The following is a 14,999-nucleotide window of genomic DNA, read 5'->3' on the forward strand; positions in this document are numbered from 1 at the left end:
CCGTCCCGGGCCCCCCTCACCCCGGTGCCGAGCCTGAGCAGTGCCGAGGCGACGGCCCTCGCGCAGCGCCACGGGCTGACCGAGCTCGGCACCCGGCCCCCCTTCGGGCGCTACCTGCGTGACCTGTGGCGACGCAGGGCCTTCTTGTGGACCCTGTCGTCGGCGCAGTCGTACGCGAAGAACCACGACAACCGGCTCGGCCAGCTGTGGAACCTGCTCAACCCGGCGCTGCTCATCGCGAGCTACTTCCTCATCTTCGGGGTGCTGCTCGGGACGACCGGCTCGGTGAGCAACAAGGTCGGCTTCCTCTCGATCGGCGTCGTGCTCTTCACCTTCACCTCGAGCGTCATCACCCGGGGCTCGAAGTCGGTCACGAGCAACCTCAACCTCGTGCGGGCGCTGCACTTCCCCCGCGCGGTGCTGCCGCTGTCGGTCGCGCTCACCGAGCTCATCGCCGCGCTGCCGGCCTTCGCGCTGCTCCTCGTCGTCATGGTGCTCACGGACGAGACGCCGAGCGTGCGCTGGCTCCTGCTCGTCCCGGCGATCCTCCTGCAGACCGGTGTCCTCGCGGGCTTCGCGCTCATCGGCTCACGGCTGGTCAACGCGAGCAAGGACATCGGCCAGCTCATCCCTGTCGTGGTGCGCCTGCTGCGCTACACCTCGGGGGTCTTCTTCCCCGTCGCGCAGTACGCCGACCGGCTGCCGGGGCTGTGGGGCGACGTGCTGGTCTACCAGCCCTTCGCGCTGCCGCTCGAGGCCGCCCGCCAGGCCCTCATGTCGCCGGCCGACCACCCCTTCGACCTCACCGTGTGGTGGGCGCTGGCCGCGTGGGCGGTCGGGCTGCTCGCCGTCGGCATGGTCGTCTTCTGGATCGACGAGGCGCGCTATGGCCGAGGCTGAGCAGCGCCCGACCGTCGTCGTCGACGGGCTCGACATCGTCTACCGCGTCGTCGGCGGCAGCCGGCGCGCGTCGACGACGAGCGGGGACGGCGGCCTCGTCTCCCGGCTGCGGCGCCGCGGCGACCAGCCCGCGGTCGCCCGCGAGGTGCCCGCCGTCACCGACGTGAGCTTCGTGGCCCACCACGGCGAGTCGATCGGGATCATCGGGCGCAACGGCTCGGGCAAGTCGACCCTGCTGCGGGCCGTCGCCGGCCTCATCCCCCCGACGAAGGGGCGGATCTGGGTCGCCGGCGAGCCCTCGCTGCTCGGCGTCAACGCCGTCCTCATGAGCCAGCTGAGCGGCGAGCGCAACATCTACATCGGCGGCCAGGCGCTCGGTCTGAGCCGCGCGCAGATCCGCGAGCGCTTCGACGAGATCGTCGACTTCTCCGGCATCGGCGACGCGGTCTACCGCCCGATGCGCACGTACTCCTCCGGCATGGGTGCGCGTCTGCGCTTCGCCATCTCGACCTCCGCCGCCCCCGACGTGCTGATGATCGACGAGGCGCTGGCGACCGGCGACGCCGACTTCCGCGAGCGCAGCGCCGAGCGGATCGCCTCGATCCGCGAGAGCGCCGGCACCGTCTTCCTCGTCTCGCACTCCAACGGCAGCATCCGCCAGATCTGCGACCGCGTCCTGTGGATGGACCAGGGCCGGCTCGTCATGGACGGCCCGACCGAGGAGGTCCTCGGCGCGTACGAGGAGACCCTGCCCAAGCGGCAGCGCCGTCGGGCGAAGGGGGAGGACCCCACCCCCTCCGAGCCGGACGTGCCGGGCGTCGAGCGCGTCGGCGGGCGCAACCGCGTCGAGACGGCCGCCCGCCTCAGCGCGCGCACCTACGACAGCGGCGTCGAGGGCGCCTTCGTCGTGCCGAGCCGCGGCGCCGCGATCATGCGTCAGGTCGTGCCGGCCGCCGCCCGGCTGGGCTGGCCCGTCCTCTTCTCGCACAAGGGCAATGCCCCGGGCTCGACCCGTGACGAGCTCTCGCGGCTGCAGCCCGCGCGGGTCGTCGTCGTCGGCGACGAGGACCAGCTGAGCAGCCAGGTCGTCGACCAGCTGCGCAAGATCGGGCCGACCGACCGGGTCGACGGCCGCACCTCGGCCGAGATCGGCCGCAGGGTGCTCGAGATCGCCCCGCCGCAACCGGGCGCGACGCTGCGGGTGCTGCGCGACGACCCGGGCTCGATGAGCACGTTGTACTCGGCCGAGGCGGCGCTCGACGGCCAGCCGCTGCTCGTCGTCGACGACGCCGGTCTCGACGACGAGACGCTCGCCGCGGTCGCGTCGTGGGCCCCGGCCCGCGTCGTCGTCGGCGGCGAGGAGGGCGTCCTGCCGGCGACGGACGTCGAGCGGCTGGGCGCGATCGCACCCGTCGAGCACGACGCCCGACGCGGGCCGATGCAGCAGCTCGTCGACCGCTCCGCCGCGACCGGCCGGACCGCGCCGGACGCGCTCCTCACGACCCTCGTCACCGCCACCGGCGAGGCCCTCGTCACCGTCCTCGCGGCCGCGCAGACCGGACGCCCCGTCCTGTGGCTGCTCACCGACGAGGTGCCCCCGCCCGTGCTCGACGAGGTGCGCCGGCTGCGCCCGCGGTCGGTCGTCGTCGTCGGCGGCCCCGACCGGGTCGGCCACGGGGTGCGCCGCGAGCTCGGCGAGCTCGTCGGCGAGCAGTGAGCCCGGCCCAGACCTCCGGCGCGCCGCGACGCGCGCTCGTCGTCACCGTCGTCCACCACCCCTCGGACTCGCGGATCCGCCACCGCGAGGTCCGCGCCCTGCTCGACGCGGGCTGGCAGGTCACCTACGCCGCCCCCTTCGCAGGGTACGACGTCGCGCCGGACCCGGCGGAGGGGCTCACCGTCGTCGACCTGCCCCGGGCGGCCGGGCGCCGGCGCCTGCGTGCCGCCGTCGCGGCCCGCCGGCTCGTGCGACGACTCGCCCCCGAGCACGACGTCGTCGTCGTCCACGACCCCGAGCTCGTCCCGGCTCTCGCCGGTCTGGCCCGAGGCCGGCGCGTGTGGGACGTCCACGAGGACCCGGCGGCGGCCCTCGTCGTCAAGGAGTGGCTGCCGCGCCCCCTTCGCCCGGTCGTCGCGCGCGGATGGCGCCGCGTCGAGCGTCTCGTCGAGCGTCGGTGGCAGCTGCTGCTCGCCGAGCCGGGCTACCAGGAGCGCTTCGCGCGGACCCATCCCGTCGTGCCCAACGCCGCGAGCGTCCCCCCTCGGGTCGCCGCACCAGGTCGCGACCGGGTCGTCTACCTCGGCAACGTGACGATGGCGCGCGGTGCCGCCGAGATGGTCGAGGTCGGGCGCGCCCTGCGCGCGAGCGGCCCGCGGGCGCCGGTGCTGCACGTCATCGGCCCGGCCCGTGACGCCGCGACGCAGCACGCCCTGGACGAGGCCGCGGCGGCCGGCGACCTCGTGTGGCACGGCTTCGTACCTGCCGAGCAGGCCGGCGCCATGCTCGACGGCGCGCTCGCGGGGCTCTCGCTGCTCCACGACCTGCCGAACTACCGGCCGAGCACCCCGACGAAGGTCGTCGAGTACCTCGCGCACGGCGTGCCCGCGGTGACGACGCCGTTGCCGCTCGCCGTCGAGCTCGTCGAGGCCTGCGACGGGGGGGTCGTCGTCCCCTTCGGCGACGCGGCCGCCGCGGCGGGGGCCGTCCTCGCCCTGCACGCGGACCCCGAGCGGGCCGCGCAGATGGGCCGACGGGGCCACGCGCTCGCCCGTGAGCGCTACGACTGGGCCGTCCAGGCGCCCCTCTTCGTCGCGGCCGTGTCAGCGGCGGCGCGGCCCGTGCGCGACGCGTAGGGGCGGGCCGGGCCGAGGCGCGGAATCGTCGCCGTCTCATGTAGCGTTAGGCCCACGACAGACACCACAGATCCGGGACCGCCCAGCCGCTCGTGAGCTCGCCTCATGGGAGGTCATGGCCGTCCCGCACTACGCATGAGGGGGTCACGCCATGGGGCGCGGCCGAGCGAAGGCCAAGCAGACCAAGGTCGCACGCGAGCTGAAGTACTACTCGCCTGACACCGACCTCCGGGCGCTTGAGCGGGAACTCCACACACAGACCGGTCACGACGAGCGGCGGTCCGTCGGCGACGACCGCACCTCGGATGACGACGACGGCTACGACGAGTGGGCCCCTCGCGACAGGTGATCTCAGCCGGGTGCGCCCCTAGGGGAGCACCCGGCGCCTGCGGGCCTCGGCGATCGCCGCAGCCCGGTGCCGTACCCCGAGCCTGCCGAAGGCGTGCGAGAGGTGCGACTTCACCGTCGACACGCTGACGTAGAGCCGACCGGCGATCTCCTGGTTGCTCAGCCCCTCACCGGCGAGCGCGAGGATCTCGACCTCCTTGGCGGTCAGCGGGCTGGCCTCGTGGCTCACGCGCTGCACGAGCGGCCCCGTGACGGGGACCATGCCCGTGTCGGTGTCGACCCTCGCACCACCGGCGGCCGCGTGCACCGCGGCGACGACCTGCGTCGGCGCTGCATCGGCGACGAGAGCTCCCGCAGCTCCCTGCTCGATGGCCTGCGGCACGAGCTCGTCCGTCGCCGTGGCGGCGAGGACGACGACCGGGGTCTCGCTGCGGTCGGAGACGGCGGCGAGCAGCTCGGGCATCCGGGGTGCCGTGCGGTCGCCGACGACGAGCAGGACGACGTCGGCCGACTCGCACCTCTCGACGAGCTCCGCGGCGCTCACTGCGGGCCGGGCCCGCAGGTCGCGCTCGGCCTCGAGCAGCGCCACCCACCCCGATCGTGAGGTGGGGTCGGCGTCCGCGACGAGGACCCGCAGCATCAGCCGTGCTCGCCGACGACCTGGACCGCTCCCCCGTCGACGCCCTTCGCGCCCTGGACCACCTCGACGCCGTCCTCGACCGGCGCCCCCTCGCGCTCGTGCACCTCGCCGAGCACCCAGGCCGGCAGGTCGCGCTCGGCGAGCCGGGCGATCGCCGCGTCGGCGTGCTCCGGCGGCACGACCGCCACGAAGCCGACGCCGAGGTTGAGCGTGCGCTCGAGATCGGCGCGGGGCACCTGGCCCAGCGACCCGACGAGCGAGAAGATCGGCGGCGGGGTCCACGACGCCCGGTCAACGCGCGCGAGCGTGCCGGCCGGCAGCACCCTCGCGAGGTTGGCAGCCAGCCCGCCGCCGGTGACATGGCTCAGGCCCCGGACGTCGACGTCGGAGCGGATGAGGTCGAGCAGGTCGAGGGTGTAGATGCGGGTGGGCTCGAGCAGCTCCTCGCCGAGGGCGCGGCCCAGCTCGGGCACCTCGCGGTCGTAGGACCACCCCGCCTGGGCGAGGACGGCACGCACGAGGGAGTAGCCGTTGGAGTGCAGGCCCGAGGAGGCCAGACCGAGGACGACGTCGCCGGGACGCACGGTCTGCGGCCCGATGATCGCGTCGCGCTCGACGACACCGGTCGCGGCGCCCGCGACGTCGTACTCGTCGGGCTCGAGCAGCCCGGGATGCTCGGCGGTCTCGCCGCCGACGAGGGCGACCCCCGCGAGCTCGCACCCCTTCGCGATGCCGCTGACGATCGCCGCGACGCGCTCGGGGACGACGGAGCCCGTCGCGATGTAGTCGGTCATGAAGAGGGGCTCGGCGCCGCAGACGACGATGTCGTCGACGACCATGGCGACGAGGTCCTGGCCGATGGTGTCGTGCCGGTCCATCGCCTGGGCGACGGCGACCTTCGTGCCGACGCCGTCGGTGCTCGTCGCGAGGACCGGCGATCGCATGCCGACGAGGGCGGAGGCGTCGAACATGCCGGCGAAGCCGCCGAGCCCGCCGAGGACCTCCGGGCGTTGGGCCCGCCGGACCGACTCCTTCATCAGCTCGACGGCCTTGTCGCCCGCCTCGACGTCGACACCGGCGGAGGCATAGGTGATGGGCTCGCTCACGCGGCCAGGGTAGTGCGTCGGCGGCGTCGGGCCACCGCTGGTCCGGCCGGCAGGGGGTGACGTCGTCGGTGGTCGCCCCTACCGTGAGAGATGTGCAGCGGGCACGGGGAGCGCCCGCCGGTCGACGAAGGGGGCGGGCATGGCCGAGCGAGACGACATCATCGAGAGCCTGGGGCGGCATCGCGGCTTCCTGCTCCAGACCGCCGAGGGGCTGAGCGAGGAGCAGGCGCGCACCGCGAGCACGGTGAGCGCGCTGACCATCGCGTCGCTGCTCAAGCACGTCGCCGACACCGAGGAGCAGTGGGTCGACTTCGCCCGACGAGGGGCGGACGCCTTCGGCGGGTCCGGGGTGTACGAGTCCGATGTCGACTGGGAGGCGGTAGCGGCGGAGGGCGCGAGCAACGACGGCGACTGGTCGGGCAGCGAGTGGGAGGACACCCGCTTCGTCCTGCACGAGGGCGACACCCTCGCGCACCTGCGCAGCCGGGTCGAGCAGGTCGCGGCCGGCACCGAGGACTTCCTGCGCGAGGCCGACCTCGACCGCTCGAGCCCGCTGCCGCAGGCGCCGTGGTTCGAGCCCGGGGCCAGCTGGTCGGTGCGCCGGGTCGCCCTGCACCTCCTCGCCGAGATCAGCCAGCACGCGGGCCACGCCGACATCATCCGCGAGAGCATCGACGGCCAGCGGACGATGGGCTGACGTCCATCCCGGTGGATTTACATAGGTTATCTATGTAATAGTCGGGAGGTGACGACCTCCGACGCCCTGCCCGACGAGCTCCTGCGGACCTCTGCCCGGCTGTCCCGCTGGGCCACCCGCGCGGCCGACCTCGGCATGCCCTCGGCCCAGGCGCGCGTCCTCGTCCTCGTCGACGAGATCGGTCCCGCGCGGGTCACCGCGCTCGCCGACGCCGACGAGAGCTCACAGCCGTCGATGACGACGGCCGTCCAGCGCCTCGAGGGCCTCGGTCTCGTCGCACGCACCCCTGACCCCGCCGACGCGCGCGCCACCCTCGTGACGCTGACCGCCGCCGGCGCCGAGCGCATCGCCGGCATCCGCCGGTCGCGTGGCGCGGCGCTGGCCCCGGTCGTCGAGCGGGCCGCCGTCGACGAGACGAGGCTGCGCGACGCCGTCGCGGTCCTCGGCGAGCTCCTCGAGGCGACCCGGCCGGCGTCGGACCCTTCGTAGAGAGGACTCCTCACATGTGGCGTCAGCCCCGGACCGTCTGGTCCGTCGCCTTCGCGAGCGTCGTGGCCTTCATGGGCATCGGCCTCGTCGACCCCATCCTCAAGCCCATCGGTGACCAGCTCGGCGCGACCCCGTCGCAAGTCTCGCTGCTCTTCACGAGCTACATGGCCGTCATGGGCGTGGCCATGCTCGCCACCGGCTGGGTCTCCAGCCGGATCGGGCCCAAGCGCACCCTCATGCTCGGCCTCGCGATCATCATCGTCGGCGCCGGCCTGGCTGGCGCCCAGGACTCCATCGGGGGCATCGTCGGCTTCCGCGCCGTCTGGGGCCTGGGCAACGCGCTCTTCGTCGCGACCGCGCTCGCGACGATCGTCCAGGCGGCGAAGGGGTCGGTCGGCCAGGCCATCGTCCTCTACGAGGCCGCCCTCGGACTGGGCATCGCCGCCGGCCCGCTCATGGGCGGGGCCCTGGGCTCCGTCTCGTGGCGCTGGCCCTTCTTCGGCGTGAGCGCGCTCATGCTCGTCGCCCTCGTCGTGACGTGGGTGACCCTGCCCGACACCGAGCCGGCCGGCCCACCCACCTCGCTCGGCGCCCCGCTGCGGGCCCTGCGCCACCGCGGCCTGCTGACCGTCGGCCTCACCGCCCTGCTCTACAACGTCGGCTTCTTCACCCTGCTCGCCTTCACCCCCTTCCCGCTCGACCTCTCCGAGCGCCAGGTGGGTCTTGTCTTCTTCGGGTGGGGGCTGCTCCTCGCGGTCTTCTCCGTCGTCGTCGCCCCCGTCGTCCAGCGCCGGGTCGGAGCGCTCGCCGGCATGGCCGGGGCGCTCGTCGCCTTCGCCGCGGTGCTCGCAGTCATGGGCGTGTGGACCGAGCACAAGCCGGTGCTCGTCGTCGGCACGATCGTCAGCGGCGCCCTGCTCGGCATCAACAACACGCTCATCACCGAGACGGTCATGAAGATCGCGCCGGTCGAGCGCAGCGTGGCCTCGGCGGCCTACAGCTTCGTGCGCTTCGCCGGCGGCGCGGTCGCGCCGTGGATGGCCGGCGTCCTCGGCGAGCGCTCGGCGCACCTGCCCTTCTGGGTCGGCGCGGTCGCCGTGCTCCTCGGGGTCGCGGTCCTGCTCACCGGCCGCACCCTCGTGCGGGCGATCGACGACCAGCCCGACCACGGCGCGGAGCCGGTCGGCTCCGAGGTCGAGGCGGCCGCGGTCACCGTGGGGACCTGACTCCCCCTTCGCCCTTCGCCCTTCGCCCCACCGAGCTACCACGCAGTACTGGTCGTCATCACGACCAGTACTGCGTGGTAGCTCGCGTCGGAGGTGGGGCGGTCGGGACGGGAGACCGTGCCGAGGGGCGAAGGGGTCAGCCCCGGGTCGCGCGCTCGACGTCGAGCGTGCCGACCTCGGTGACGTCGGCGTGCTCGTCGATGCCGAGCTGGAGCTCGAGGACGCCCTTGCCGAGACGCTCGCTCGACGGCAGCTCGATGGGGTAGACGCCGGAGAAGCACGCGGTGCACAGCGCCTCGCGGGGCTGCTCGGTCGCGGCGATCATGCCGTCCTCGCTGATGTAGCCGAGGCTGTCGGCGCCCAGCGAGGTGCAGATCTCGGCGGTGCCGAGGCCGGTGGCGATGAGCTCGGCCCGGGTCGCGAAGTCGATGCCGAAGAAGCAGGGCCAGCGCACGGGCGGGCTCGAGATGCGCACGTGCACCTCGGCGGCCCCGGCCTCGCGCAGCATGCGCACGAGGGCACGCTGGGTGTTGCCGCGCACGATCGAGTCGTCGACGACGACGAGACGCTTGCCCTTGATGACGTCCTTGAGCGGGTTGAGCTTGAGCCGGATGCCGAGCTGTCGGATCGTCTGGCTGGGCTGGATGAAGGTCCGGCCGACGTAGGCGTTCTTCACCAGGCCCTGACCGTAGGGGATGCCCGACTCCTGCGCGTAGCCGATCGCCGCGGGGGTGCCGGACTCCGGCGTGGGGATGACGAGGTCGGCCTCGACGGCGTGCTCGCGGGCGAGCGCCCGGCCCATCTCGACCCGCGCCTCGTGGACGGCGCGACCGTTGATCGTCGTGTCCGGGCGGGCGAGGTAGACGTACTCGAAGACGCAGCCCTTCGGCTCCGCCTTCGCGAAGCGGTGGCTGCGCAGGCCGTCCTCGTCGATGGCGATGAGCTCGCCGGGCTCCACCTCGCGGACCATCGAGGCGCCGACGATGTCGAGCGCCGCGGTCTCGGAGGCGACGACCCAGCCCCGCTCGAGGCGCCCGATGACGAGCGGGCGCAGGCCCTGCGGGTCGCGGGCGGCGTAGAGGGTGTGCTCGTCCATGAAGACGAAGCAGAAGGCGCCCTTGCAGCGCGGCAGCACGTCGAGCGCCGCGGCCTCGAGGGTGCGGTCGGGGTTGTCCGAGAGCAGTGCGGTGACGAGCGCGGTGTCGGTCGTGTTGCCGTAGCGCAGCTCGCCGCTGGGCGTCGCGTCGCGCCACGTGCCGTCCTCGGCGGGGCGACCACGCTCGGAGAGGCGGGCGTCGACGAGGTCGCGCAGCTCGGCGGAGTTGACGAGGTTGCCGTTGTGGGCGAGCGCCACGGTGCCGTCGTCATGACCGCCGAGGGTGGGCTGGGCGTTCTCCCACGTCGAGCCGCCCGTCGTCGAGTAGCGGCAGTGGCCGACCGCGAGGTGACCCCGCAGGGCACCGAGGGCCCGCTCGTCGAAGACCTGGCTCACCAGGCCCATGTCCTTGTAGACGAGGATCGAGCGGCCGTCGGAGGTCGCGATGCCCGCCGACTCCTGGCCGCGGTGCTGGAGGGCGTAGAGCCCGTAGTACGTGAGCTTGGCGACCTCCTCGCCGGGTGCCCACACCCCGAAGACGCCGCAGGCGTCCTGCGGCCCCTTCTCCCCGGGCATGAGGTCGTGCGACAGCTGTCCGTCTCCGCGAGCCACGTGCCTCATCCTCCCACAGCGGGCGTGCTGCCCAGGTCTCTACCGGCGGTCGCGGCCCATGACGAGCGCGAGCACGACGGCGGCGACGAGCGCCCCGATGCACGCGCCGAGCATGCCCATGAATCCGACGGCCGTCGTCGCCGAGTACGACTGCCGGGTCGCCTCGTTGACGTTGTCGCTCGTCATCGCGTAGGCGCCGAGCAGCGCGAAGCCGATGATCGCCCCGGTGCCGATCCAGCGCCACACCATCGGGGCCCCGCGCCGCCGACGCCGGCGCACGCGCGCCGGCAGGGGCTGCTCCTCCCCCGTCGCGACGGGGGTCTCACCGGTCTGGTCATCAGGTCTCACCCCTCCATGGTCTCACCGCGGGCAGTAGCGTCGCCTGCGACCACCTGAGCAGGAGTGACGATGAGCGGACGACGCACGGCCGACGTGCCCGAGATGAAGCTGCCGACCTCGACCCGGCCCGACCCGGCAGAGGTGCCGGGGCTGCGGTGGGGGGTGCTCGGCGCGGGCTGGATCGCCAGCGAGATGGTGCACGCGATCGAGGTCGGCGAGCACGGCAGCACCCAGCAGCAGGTCGTGGCCGTGGGCTCGCGCGACCTCGGGCGGGCGCAGGCCTTCGTCGACGAGCACTGCGGCGCCCACGTGCGCGAGCACGGCCCGGTGCGCGCCCACGGGTCGTACGCCGATCTCGTCACCGACCCCGACGTCGACGTCGTCTACGTGGCGACCCCCCACAGCGAGCACCTCGAGCACGCGCTGCTCGCCGTGCGCGCCGGCAAGCACGTGCTCGTCGAGAAGGCTTTCACCGCCGACGCCGCCCAGGCCCGCGAGCTCGTCGCGGCGATCCGCGAGGCCGGGGTCTTCGCGATGGAGGCGATGTGGAGCCGCTTCCTGCCGCACTACGACGTCGTCCGCCAGGTGCTTGACCTCGGGCTGCTCGGCGAGCTGTCCACCGTGCTCGCCGACCACGGCCAGCGGCTGTGGCCCGACGGCCCCCGGCGTCTCGCGGACCCGGCCCTGGCCGGCGGCTCGCTGCTCGACCTCGGCATCTACCCGCTGTCCTTCGCCTCGATGGTCCTCGGCGGGATCGACCGGGTGGCCGCCGCCGGGACCCTCACCGACGAAGGGGTCGACGCCCGCGTCGCGATGTCGGTCCGCGGCCCGAGCGGTGCGGTCGGGTCGCTGTCGTGCGACATGTCGACGCGCACGCCGACGACCGCGGTGATCGCCGGCCGGTGGGCCCGCCTCGAGCTCGACGGCGAGTTCTACGGGCCGACGACGATGCGCCTCGTCGGCAGCGACGACGTCGTGCTCGACGAGATGACCGGTGACCCCGTCGAGATGCACCGCGGGCTGCGCCACGAGACCTGCGAGGTCGCCCTTCGCGTCCACGCGGGCGAGACCGAGTCGCCGCTCATGCCCCTCGACGAGTCCGTCGCCCTCATGGAGCACATGGACTCCATCCGCTCCCAGCTCGCCTGACTCCCCCCTTCGCGCTACGACGTGCTGCCTGCAGCAGCTCGTAGGGGGAGGTGGGCGGAGAGGTCGGTGCGGTTGCCGCTCGTGCGCAGGGCCCCGGCCGACTGGGCGTCGGCCCAGGCCGTCTGCCCCGCGGCCAGGCGCAACCAGGTCGCGGCGTCGGTCTCGACGACGGCCGGGGGCGTGCCGCGGGTGTGGACCGGGCCCTCGACGCACTGCACGGCGCCGAAGGGAGGGACCCGCACCTCGACGGAGCGGCCCGGGGCCGCCTCGGAGAGCAGGGTGAGGGTCCAGCGCACCGCCGTCCCCGTCGTCGCGCGGTCGGGGCTCTCCGTCGCGGCCCACCGGGCCAGGGCGGCGCGGCCGTCCTCGTCGCTGATCCGTCGTGGCATGGCGACATCCTCGCCCACACCTAGGGTGAGGGCGTGAGCGAGGTCGAGCTGGTCCATGACGAGCACGGTGGTGTGAGCGTCGTCGTCGGCGGTCAGCCGCAGTCCTACGTCTCGCTCGACGACCCCGAGGGCCTGGTCTTCGAGTACGTGCAGCACCTCGCCGCCGTGATCGACGCCCTCCTGCCCGCGTCGACCCACCCGCGGGTCGCGATCACCCACGTCGGCGGCGCCGGCCTGAGCCTGCCGCGCTGGGTCCACGCCACCCGCCCGGGCTCGCCCCAGGTCGTCCTCGAGCCGGACACCGCCCTCACCGAGCTCGTCCGCCGCGAGCTGCCGCTGCCCCGCGGGCACCGGATCCGGGTGCGCCCGCAGCGAGGACGCGAAGGGGTGGCCGCCCTCGCCGACGCGGGCGCGGACGTCGTCGTCGTCGACGCCTTCGCCGACGGGGCCGTGCCCGCCGACCTCGTCACCCAGGAGTTCTTCGCCGACGTCGCGCGAGTGCTGCGACCCGGCGGCGTCGTGCTCATGAACTGCCCGGACGACCCGGGGCTGCGCTACCTCGTGCGGGTCGCCGCCGGGATGCGCGAGGGGGTCGGCCCGGTCGCGCTCGTCGCGCTGCGTGACGTGCTCAAGGGCCGCCGCTACGGCAACGCCGTGCTCGTGGCCTCCCCCGAAGGGGTCGACGTCGACGCGATCACCCGCCAGCTGCGCCGCTGGCCCTTCCCCTCGGGGGTGATGACGCCGGGCGAGCTGCTCGCCCGCGCCGGCGGGGCCCGACCGATCCACGACGGCGAGGACGTGCCGCCGCCCACCGCGCCGGACCCCGGCGCGTGGCGCGTGCGCTGACCGCCGCCCCGCCCCTCCCCCCTTCGCCCTCCCCCCTTCGCCGAGGTATGGCAATCGGCCCTGCGCGGCCATCTCAGCCGACCGATCCCCATACCTCGGCGAAGGGGTGGTGCGCGCGGCACTCCGGAGGTGCCCTAGGGTTTAGGTAAGCCTTACCTAATCGAAGGACTCACCTCATGCGCATGTCCCGTCTCGCCGCCCCCGCCGCGGTCACCCTCGCCCTCACCCTCGCCGCCTGCGGCACCGACACCCCGAGCAGCTCCGACGCGGCCTCCGGGTCCGGCTCGGCCAGCGGCGAGTGGGAGCCGGTGACCGTCGAGCACGCCTTCGGGTCGACGACGATCGAGGAGAAGCCCGAGCGCGTCGCCACGGTCGACTTCGCCAACCAGGAGGTGCCGCTCGCGCTCGGCATCGTGCCCGTCGGCATGTCGAAGATGACGTGGGGCGACGACGACGGCGACGGCGTGCAGCCGTGGACGGCGGAGAAGCTCGAGGAGCTCGGCGCCGAGACGCCCGTGCTCTTCGACGAGACCGACGGCATCGACTTCGAGGCCGTGTCCTCCACCGAGCCCGACGTCATCCTCGCGGGCTACTCGGGCCTGTCGAAGGAGGACTACGAGACGCTGTCGAAGATCGCTCCCGTCGTCGCCTACCCCGACGCCCCGTGGGCGACCCCGTGGCGCGACTCGATCGTCCAGAACGCCAAGGGCCTGGGCATGGAGGCGGAGGGCGAAGAGCTCGTCGCCGACCTCGAGGGCCAGATCGAGGAGACGCTGGCCGAGCACCCGGACCTCGAGGGCACGACGGCGATGTTCATGACCCACGTCGACACGTCCGACCTCAGCGAGATCAACTTCTACAGCGCCGCCGACACCCGCTCGCAGTACGTCGAGGACCTCGGCATGGAGATCGCGCCGAGCGTCGTCAAGGCCAGCGGGAAGAGCAGGGACTTCTCCGGCTCGATGAGCGCCGAGCGGGCCGACGAGCTCGCCGACGTCGACGTCATCATCACCTACGGCGGCGACGAGCTCATCAGCGCGCTGGAGGGCGACCCCGTGCTCTCGAAGCTCCCGGCCGTGAAGAACAAGGCGATCGTCAACCTCGACGGCACGAAGCCGATCGGCACCGCCGCCAACCCGACGGCGCTGTCGCTGCCGGCGCTCATCGGCGACTACGTCACCCTGCTCGACGACGCCGCCGCGTACACGAAGAAGTGACCCACGCGTGACCCAGGCCGAGACCGCGGCCACCACGTCGCCCGCCGAGAGCGCTGCACCCCTGCAGCGCTCTCGGCGGGTCCGTGCCACCTGGCTGGCCGTCACCGCCGTCGTCTTCCTCGCGCTGTGCGCTCTGTCGGTCGTGCTCGGCTCGCGCGGCGTCGGCTGGTCCGACGTCGTCGCCGGGGCGACCGGCTCGACCGACACGTACGCCCAGGCGGCCGTCGCCAAGCGGGTGCCGCGCACCGCGCTCGCCGCCCTCGCCGGCGCGGCCCTGGCCGTCTCGGGCCTCGTCCTCCAGGGCATCACGCGCAACCCCATCGCCGACCCGGGCATCCTCGGCGTCAACACCGGCGCCTCCCTCGCCGTCGTCACCGGCATCGCGTGGTTCGGCCTGGCGTCGGCGACGAGCTACATCTGGGTCGCGATCCTCGGGGCCGCCATCAGCTCGGCCTTCGTGTGGGGCGTCGGCTCCTCCGGGCGCGGCGGCGCCACGCCGCTCAAGCTCACCCTCGCCGGCGCGGCAACCACCGTCGCCCTTACGTCCTTCGTCACCGCCGTCGTCCTGCCCCGCCCCGACATCTCCGAGAACGTCGTCTCGTGGCAGATCGGCGGGGTCGGCGGCGCGACCGCGGACAAGCTGTGGCAGATGCTGCCCTTCCTCGCCGTCGGCGCGCTCCTGTGCGCGTGGAAGGCCCGGGGCCTGAACATGCTCGGCCTCGGCGACGACATGGCGGCCGGTCTTGGCGAGGACGTGCACCGCACCCGGCTCGTCGCCGCCCTCGGCGCCGTCGTCCTCGCCGCGGCGACGACCGCGATCGCCGGGCCCATCGCCTTCGTCGGGCTCGTCGTCCCGCACTTCTGCCGGCTCCTCGTCGGTGTCGACCACCGGTGGCTGCTCCCCTTCGCCGCGCTCGGCGGTGCTTGTCTGCTCCTTGTCGCCGACGTCCTCGGCCGGGTCGTCGCGCCGCCCTCGGAGGTCGACGTCGGCATCATCACCGCCCTCGTCGGCGCCCCCGTCTTCATCTCCGTCGTCCGCCAGCGCCGGGTGCGCGAGCTGTGAGCGCCCCGGCCACCGCCCCTGTCCCGGGC

At 73.8% G+C, this 14,999-nt stretch carries 16 protein-coding genes; 11 read left to right on the top strand and 5 right to left on the bottom strand.

Annotation, left to right across the window (positions count from 1 at the left end):
• Positions 1 to 24: 24 nt before the first annotated feature.
• From EEW87_RS10230 to EEW87_RS10245, 4 genes are all read left to right on the top strand, one after another.
• Positions 25 to 900, top strand: coding sequence for an ABC transporter permease (locus EEW87_RS10230; RefSeq protein WP_240341578.1), 876 nt, complete (start codon positions 25 to 27; stop codon positions 898 to 900).
• Positions 887 to 2,617 carry an ATP-binding cassette domain-containing protein gene (locus EEW87_RS17220; RefSeq protein ID WP_123093737.1) on the top strand — a complete coding sequence of 577 codons (1,731 nt, stop codon included), beginning with the start codon at positions 887 to 889 and terminating at the stop codon, positions 2,615 to 2,617. The genes EEW87_RS10230 and EEW87_RS17220 overlap by 14 nt, the downstream gene beginning before the upstream one ends.
• Positions 2,614 to 3,753 carry a glycosyltransferase family 4 protein gene (locus tag EEW87_RS10240; RefSeq protein ID WP_123093738.1) on the top strand — a complete coding sequence of 380 codons (1,140 nt, stop codon included), beginning with the start codon at positions 2,614 to 2,616 and terminating at the stop codon, positions 3,751 to 3,753. Before EEW87_RS17220 ends, EEW87_RS10240 begins: the two co-directional genes overlap by 4 nt.
• A gap of 151 nt (positions 3,754 to 3,904) precedes the next feature.
• Complete coding sequence (locus EEW87_RS10245) at positions 3,905 to 4,102, top strand: DUF3073 domain-containing protein (RefSeq protein ID WP_123093739.1); 198 nt, start codon at positions 3,905 to 3,907, stop codon at positions 4,100 to 4,102.
• An 18-nt stretch (positions 4,103 to 4,120) separates the two neighbouring features.
• Here the strand turns inward: EEW87_RS10245 and EEW87_RS10250 are convergent, their stop codons facing one another.
• Together EEW87_RS10250 and purM are read right to left on the bottom strand one after the other, a co-directional pair.
• A complete protein-coding gene (locus tag EEW87_RS10250) occupies positions 4,121 to 4,741 on the bottom strand; it encodes a helix-turn-helix transcriptional regulator (protein ID WP_123093740.1) in 621 nt (206 codons plus the stop codon).
• Positions 4,741 to 5,847: a phosphoribosylformylglycinamidine cyclo-ligase gene (gene purM / locus EEW87_RS10255; RefSeq protein WP_123093741.1), complete on the bottom strand. Its 1,107-nt coding sequence runs from the start codon at positions 5,845 to 5,847 to the stop codon at positions 4,741 to 4,743. Before purM ends, EEW87_RS10250 begins: the two co-directional genes overlap by 1 nt.
• 139 nt (positions 5,848 to 5,986) lie before the next feature.
• On the opposite strand from purM, the gene EEW87_RS10260 reads away from it, so the two are divergent.
• The 3 genes from EEW87_RS10260 to EEW87_RS10270 are packed head-to-tail and all read left to right on the top strand — an operon-like array spanning position 5,987 to position 8,259.
• Positions 5,987 to 6,544 (top strand): DinB family protein, encoded by a 558-nt coding sequence (locus tag EEW87_RS10260; protein WP_123093742.1) that lies wholly within the window; start codon positions 5,987 to 5,989, stop codon positions 6,542 to 6,544.
• A gap of 48 nt (positions 6,545 to 6,592) precedes the next feature.
• Positions 6,593 to 7,033 (top strand): MarR family winged helix-turn-helix transcriptional regulator, encoded by a 441-nt coding sequence (locus EEW87_RS10265; protein ID WP_224766745.1) that lies wholly within the window; start codon positions 6,593 to 6,595, stop codon positions 7,031 to 7,033.
• A gap of 14 nt (positions 7,034 to 7,047) precedes the next feature.
• Positions 7,048 to 8,259: an MFS transporter gene (locus tag EEW87_RS10270; RefSeq protein WP_123093743.1), complete on the top strand. Its 1,212-nt coding sequence runs from the start codon at positions 7,048 to 7,050 to the stop codon at positions 8,257 to 8,259.
• 136 nt (positions 8,260 to 8,395) lie between these two features.
• Here the strand turns inward: EEW87_RS10270 and purF are convergent, their stop codons facing one another.
• Positions 8,396 to 9,967, bottom strand: coding sequence for an amidophosphoribosyltransferase (purF, locus tag EEW87_RS10275; protein ID WP_123093744.1), 1,572 nt, complete (start codon positions 9,965 to 9,967; stop codon positions 8,396 to 8,398).
• Between the two features lie 39 nt (positions 9,968 to 10,006).
• Complete coding sequence (locus tag EEW87_RS10280) at positions 10,007 to 10,315, bottom strand: hypothetical protein (protein ID WP_123093745.1); 309 nt, start codon at positions 10,313 to 10,315, stop codon at positions 10,007 to 10,009.
• A 60-nt stretch (positions 10,316 to 10,375) separates the two neighbouring features.
• Here EEW87_RS10280 and EEW87_RS10285 point away from each other — a divergent pair, with 60 nt between their 5' ends.
• Positions 10,376 to 11,455 (top strand): Gfo/Idh/MocA family protein, encoded by a 1,080-nt coding sequence (locus EEW87_RS10285; RefSeq protein ID WP_225985107.1) that lies wholly within the window; start codon positions 10,376 to 10,378, stop codon positions 11,453 to 11,455.
• A gap of 14 nt (positions 11,456 to 11,469) precedes the next feature.
• On the opposite strand, the gene EEW87_RS10290 is transcribed toward EEW87_RS10285, so the two are convergent.
• A complete protein-coding gene (locus tag EEW87_RS10290) occupies positions 11,470 to 11,844 on the bottom strand; it encodes a sterol carrier family protein (protein ID WP_123093760.1) in 375 nt (124 codons plus the stop codon).
• 33 nt (positions 11,845 to 11,877) lie between these two features.
• Between EEW87_RS10290 and EEW87_RS10295 the strand changes: the two genes are divergently transcribed.
• The 3 genes from EEW87_RS10295 to EEW87_RS10305 all read left to right on the top strand — a co-directional run bounded on the left by EEW87_RS10295 (position 11,878) and on the right by EEW87_RS10305 (position 14,970).
• Positions 11,878 to 12,690 (top strand): spermidine synthase, encoded by an 813-nt coding sequence (locus EEW87_RS10295; RefSeq protein ID WP_123093746.1) that lies wholly within the window; start codon positions 11,878 to 11,880, stop codon positions 12,688 to 12,690.
• Positions 12,691 to 12,866: 176 nt separating this feature from the next.
• Positions 12,867 to 13,907 (top strand): iron-siderophore ABC transporter substrate-binding protein, encoded by a 1,041-nt coding sequence (locus EEW87_RS10300; RefSeq protein ID WP_123093747.1) that lies wholly within the window; start codon positions 12,867 to 12,869, stop codon positions 13,905 to 13,907.
• Between the two features lie 7 nt (positions 13,908 to 13,914).
• A complete protein-coding gene (locus tag EEW87_RS10305) occupies positions 13,915 to 14,970 on the top strand; it encodes a FecCD family ABC transporter permease (protein WP_123093748.1) in 1,056 nt (351 codons plus the stop codon).
• The last annotated feature ends 29 nt before the right edge of the window (positions 14,971 to 14,999 follow it).

The sequence above is a fragment of the Janibacter melonis genome (genome assembly GCF_003721155.3).
In the GTDB taxonomy this organism is placed as follows: domain Bacteria; phylum Actinomycetota; class Actinomycetes; order Actinomycetales; family Dermatophilaceae; genus Marihabitans; species Marihabitans melonis.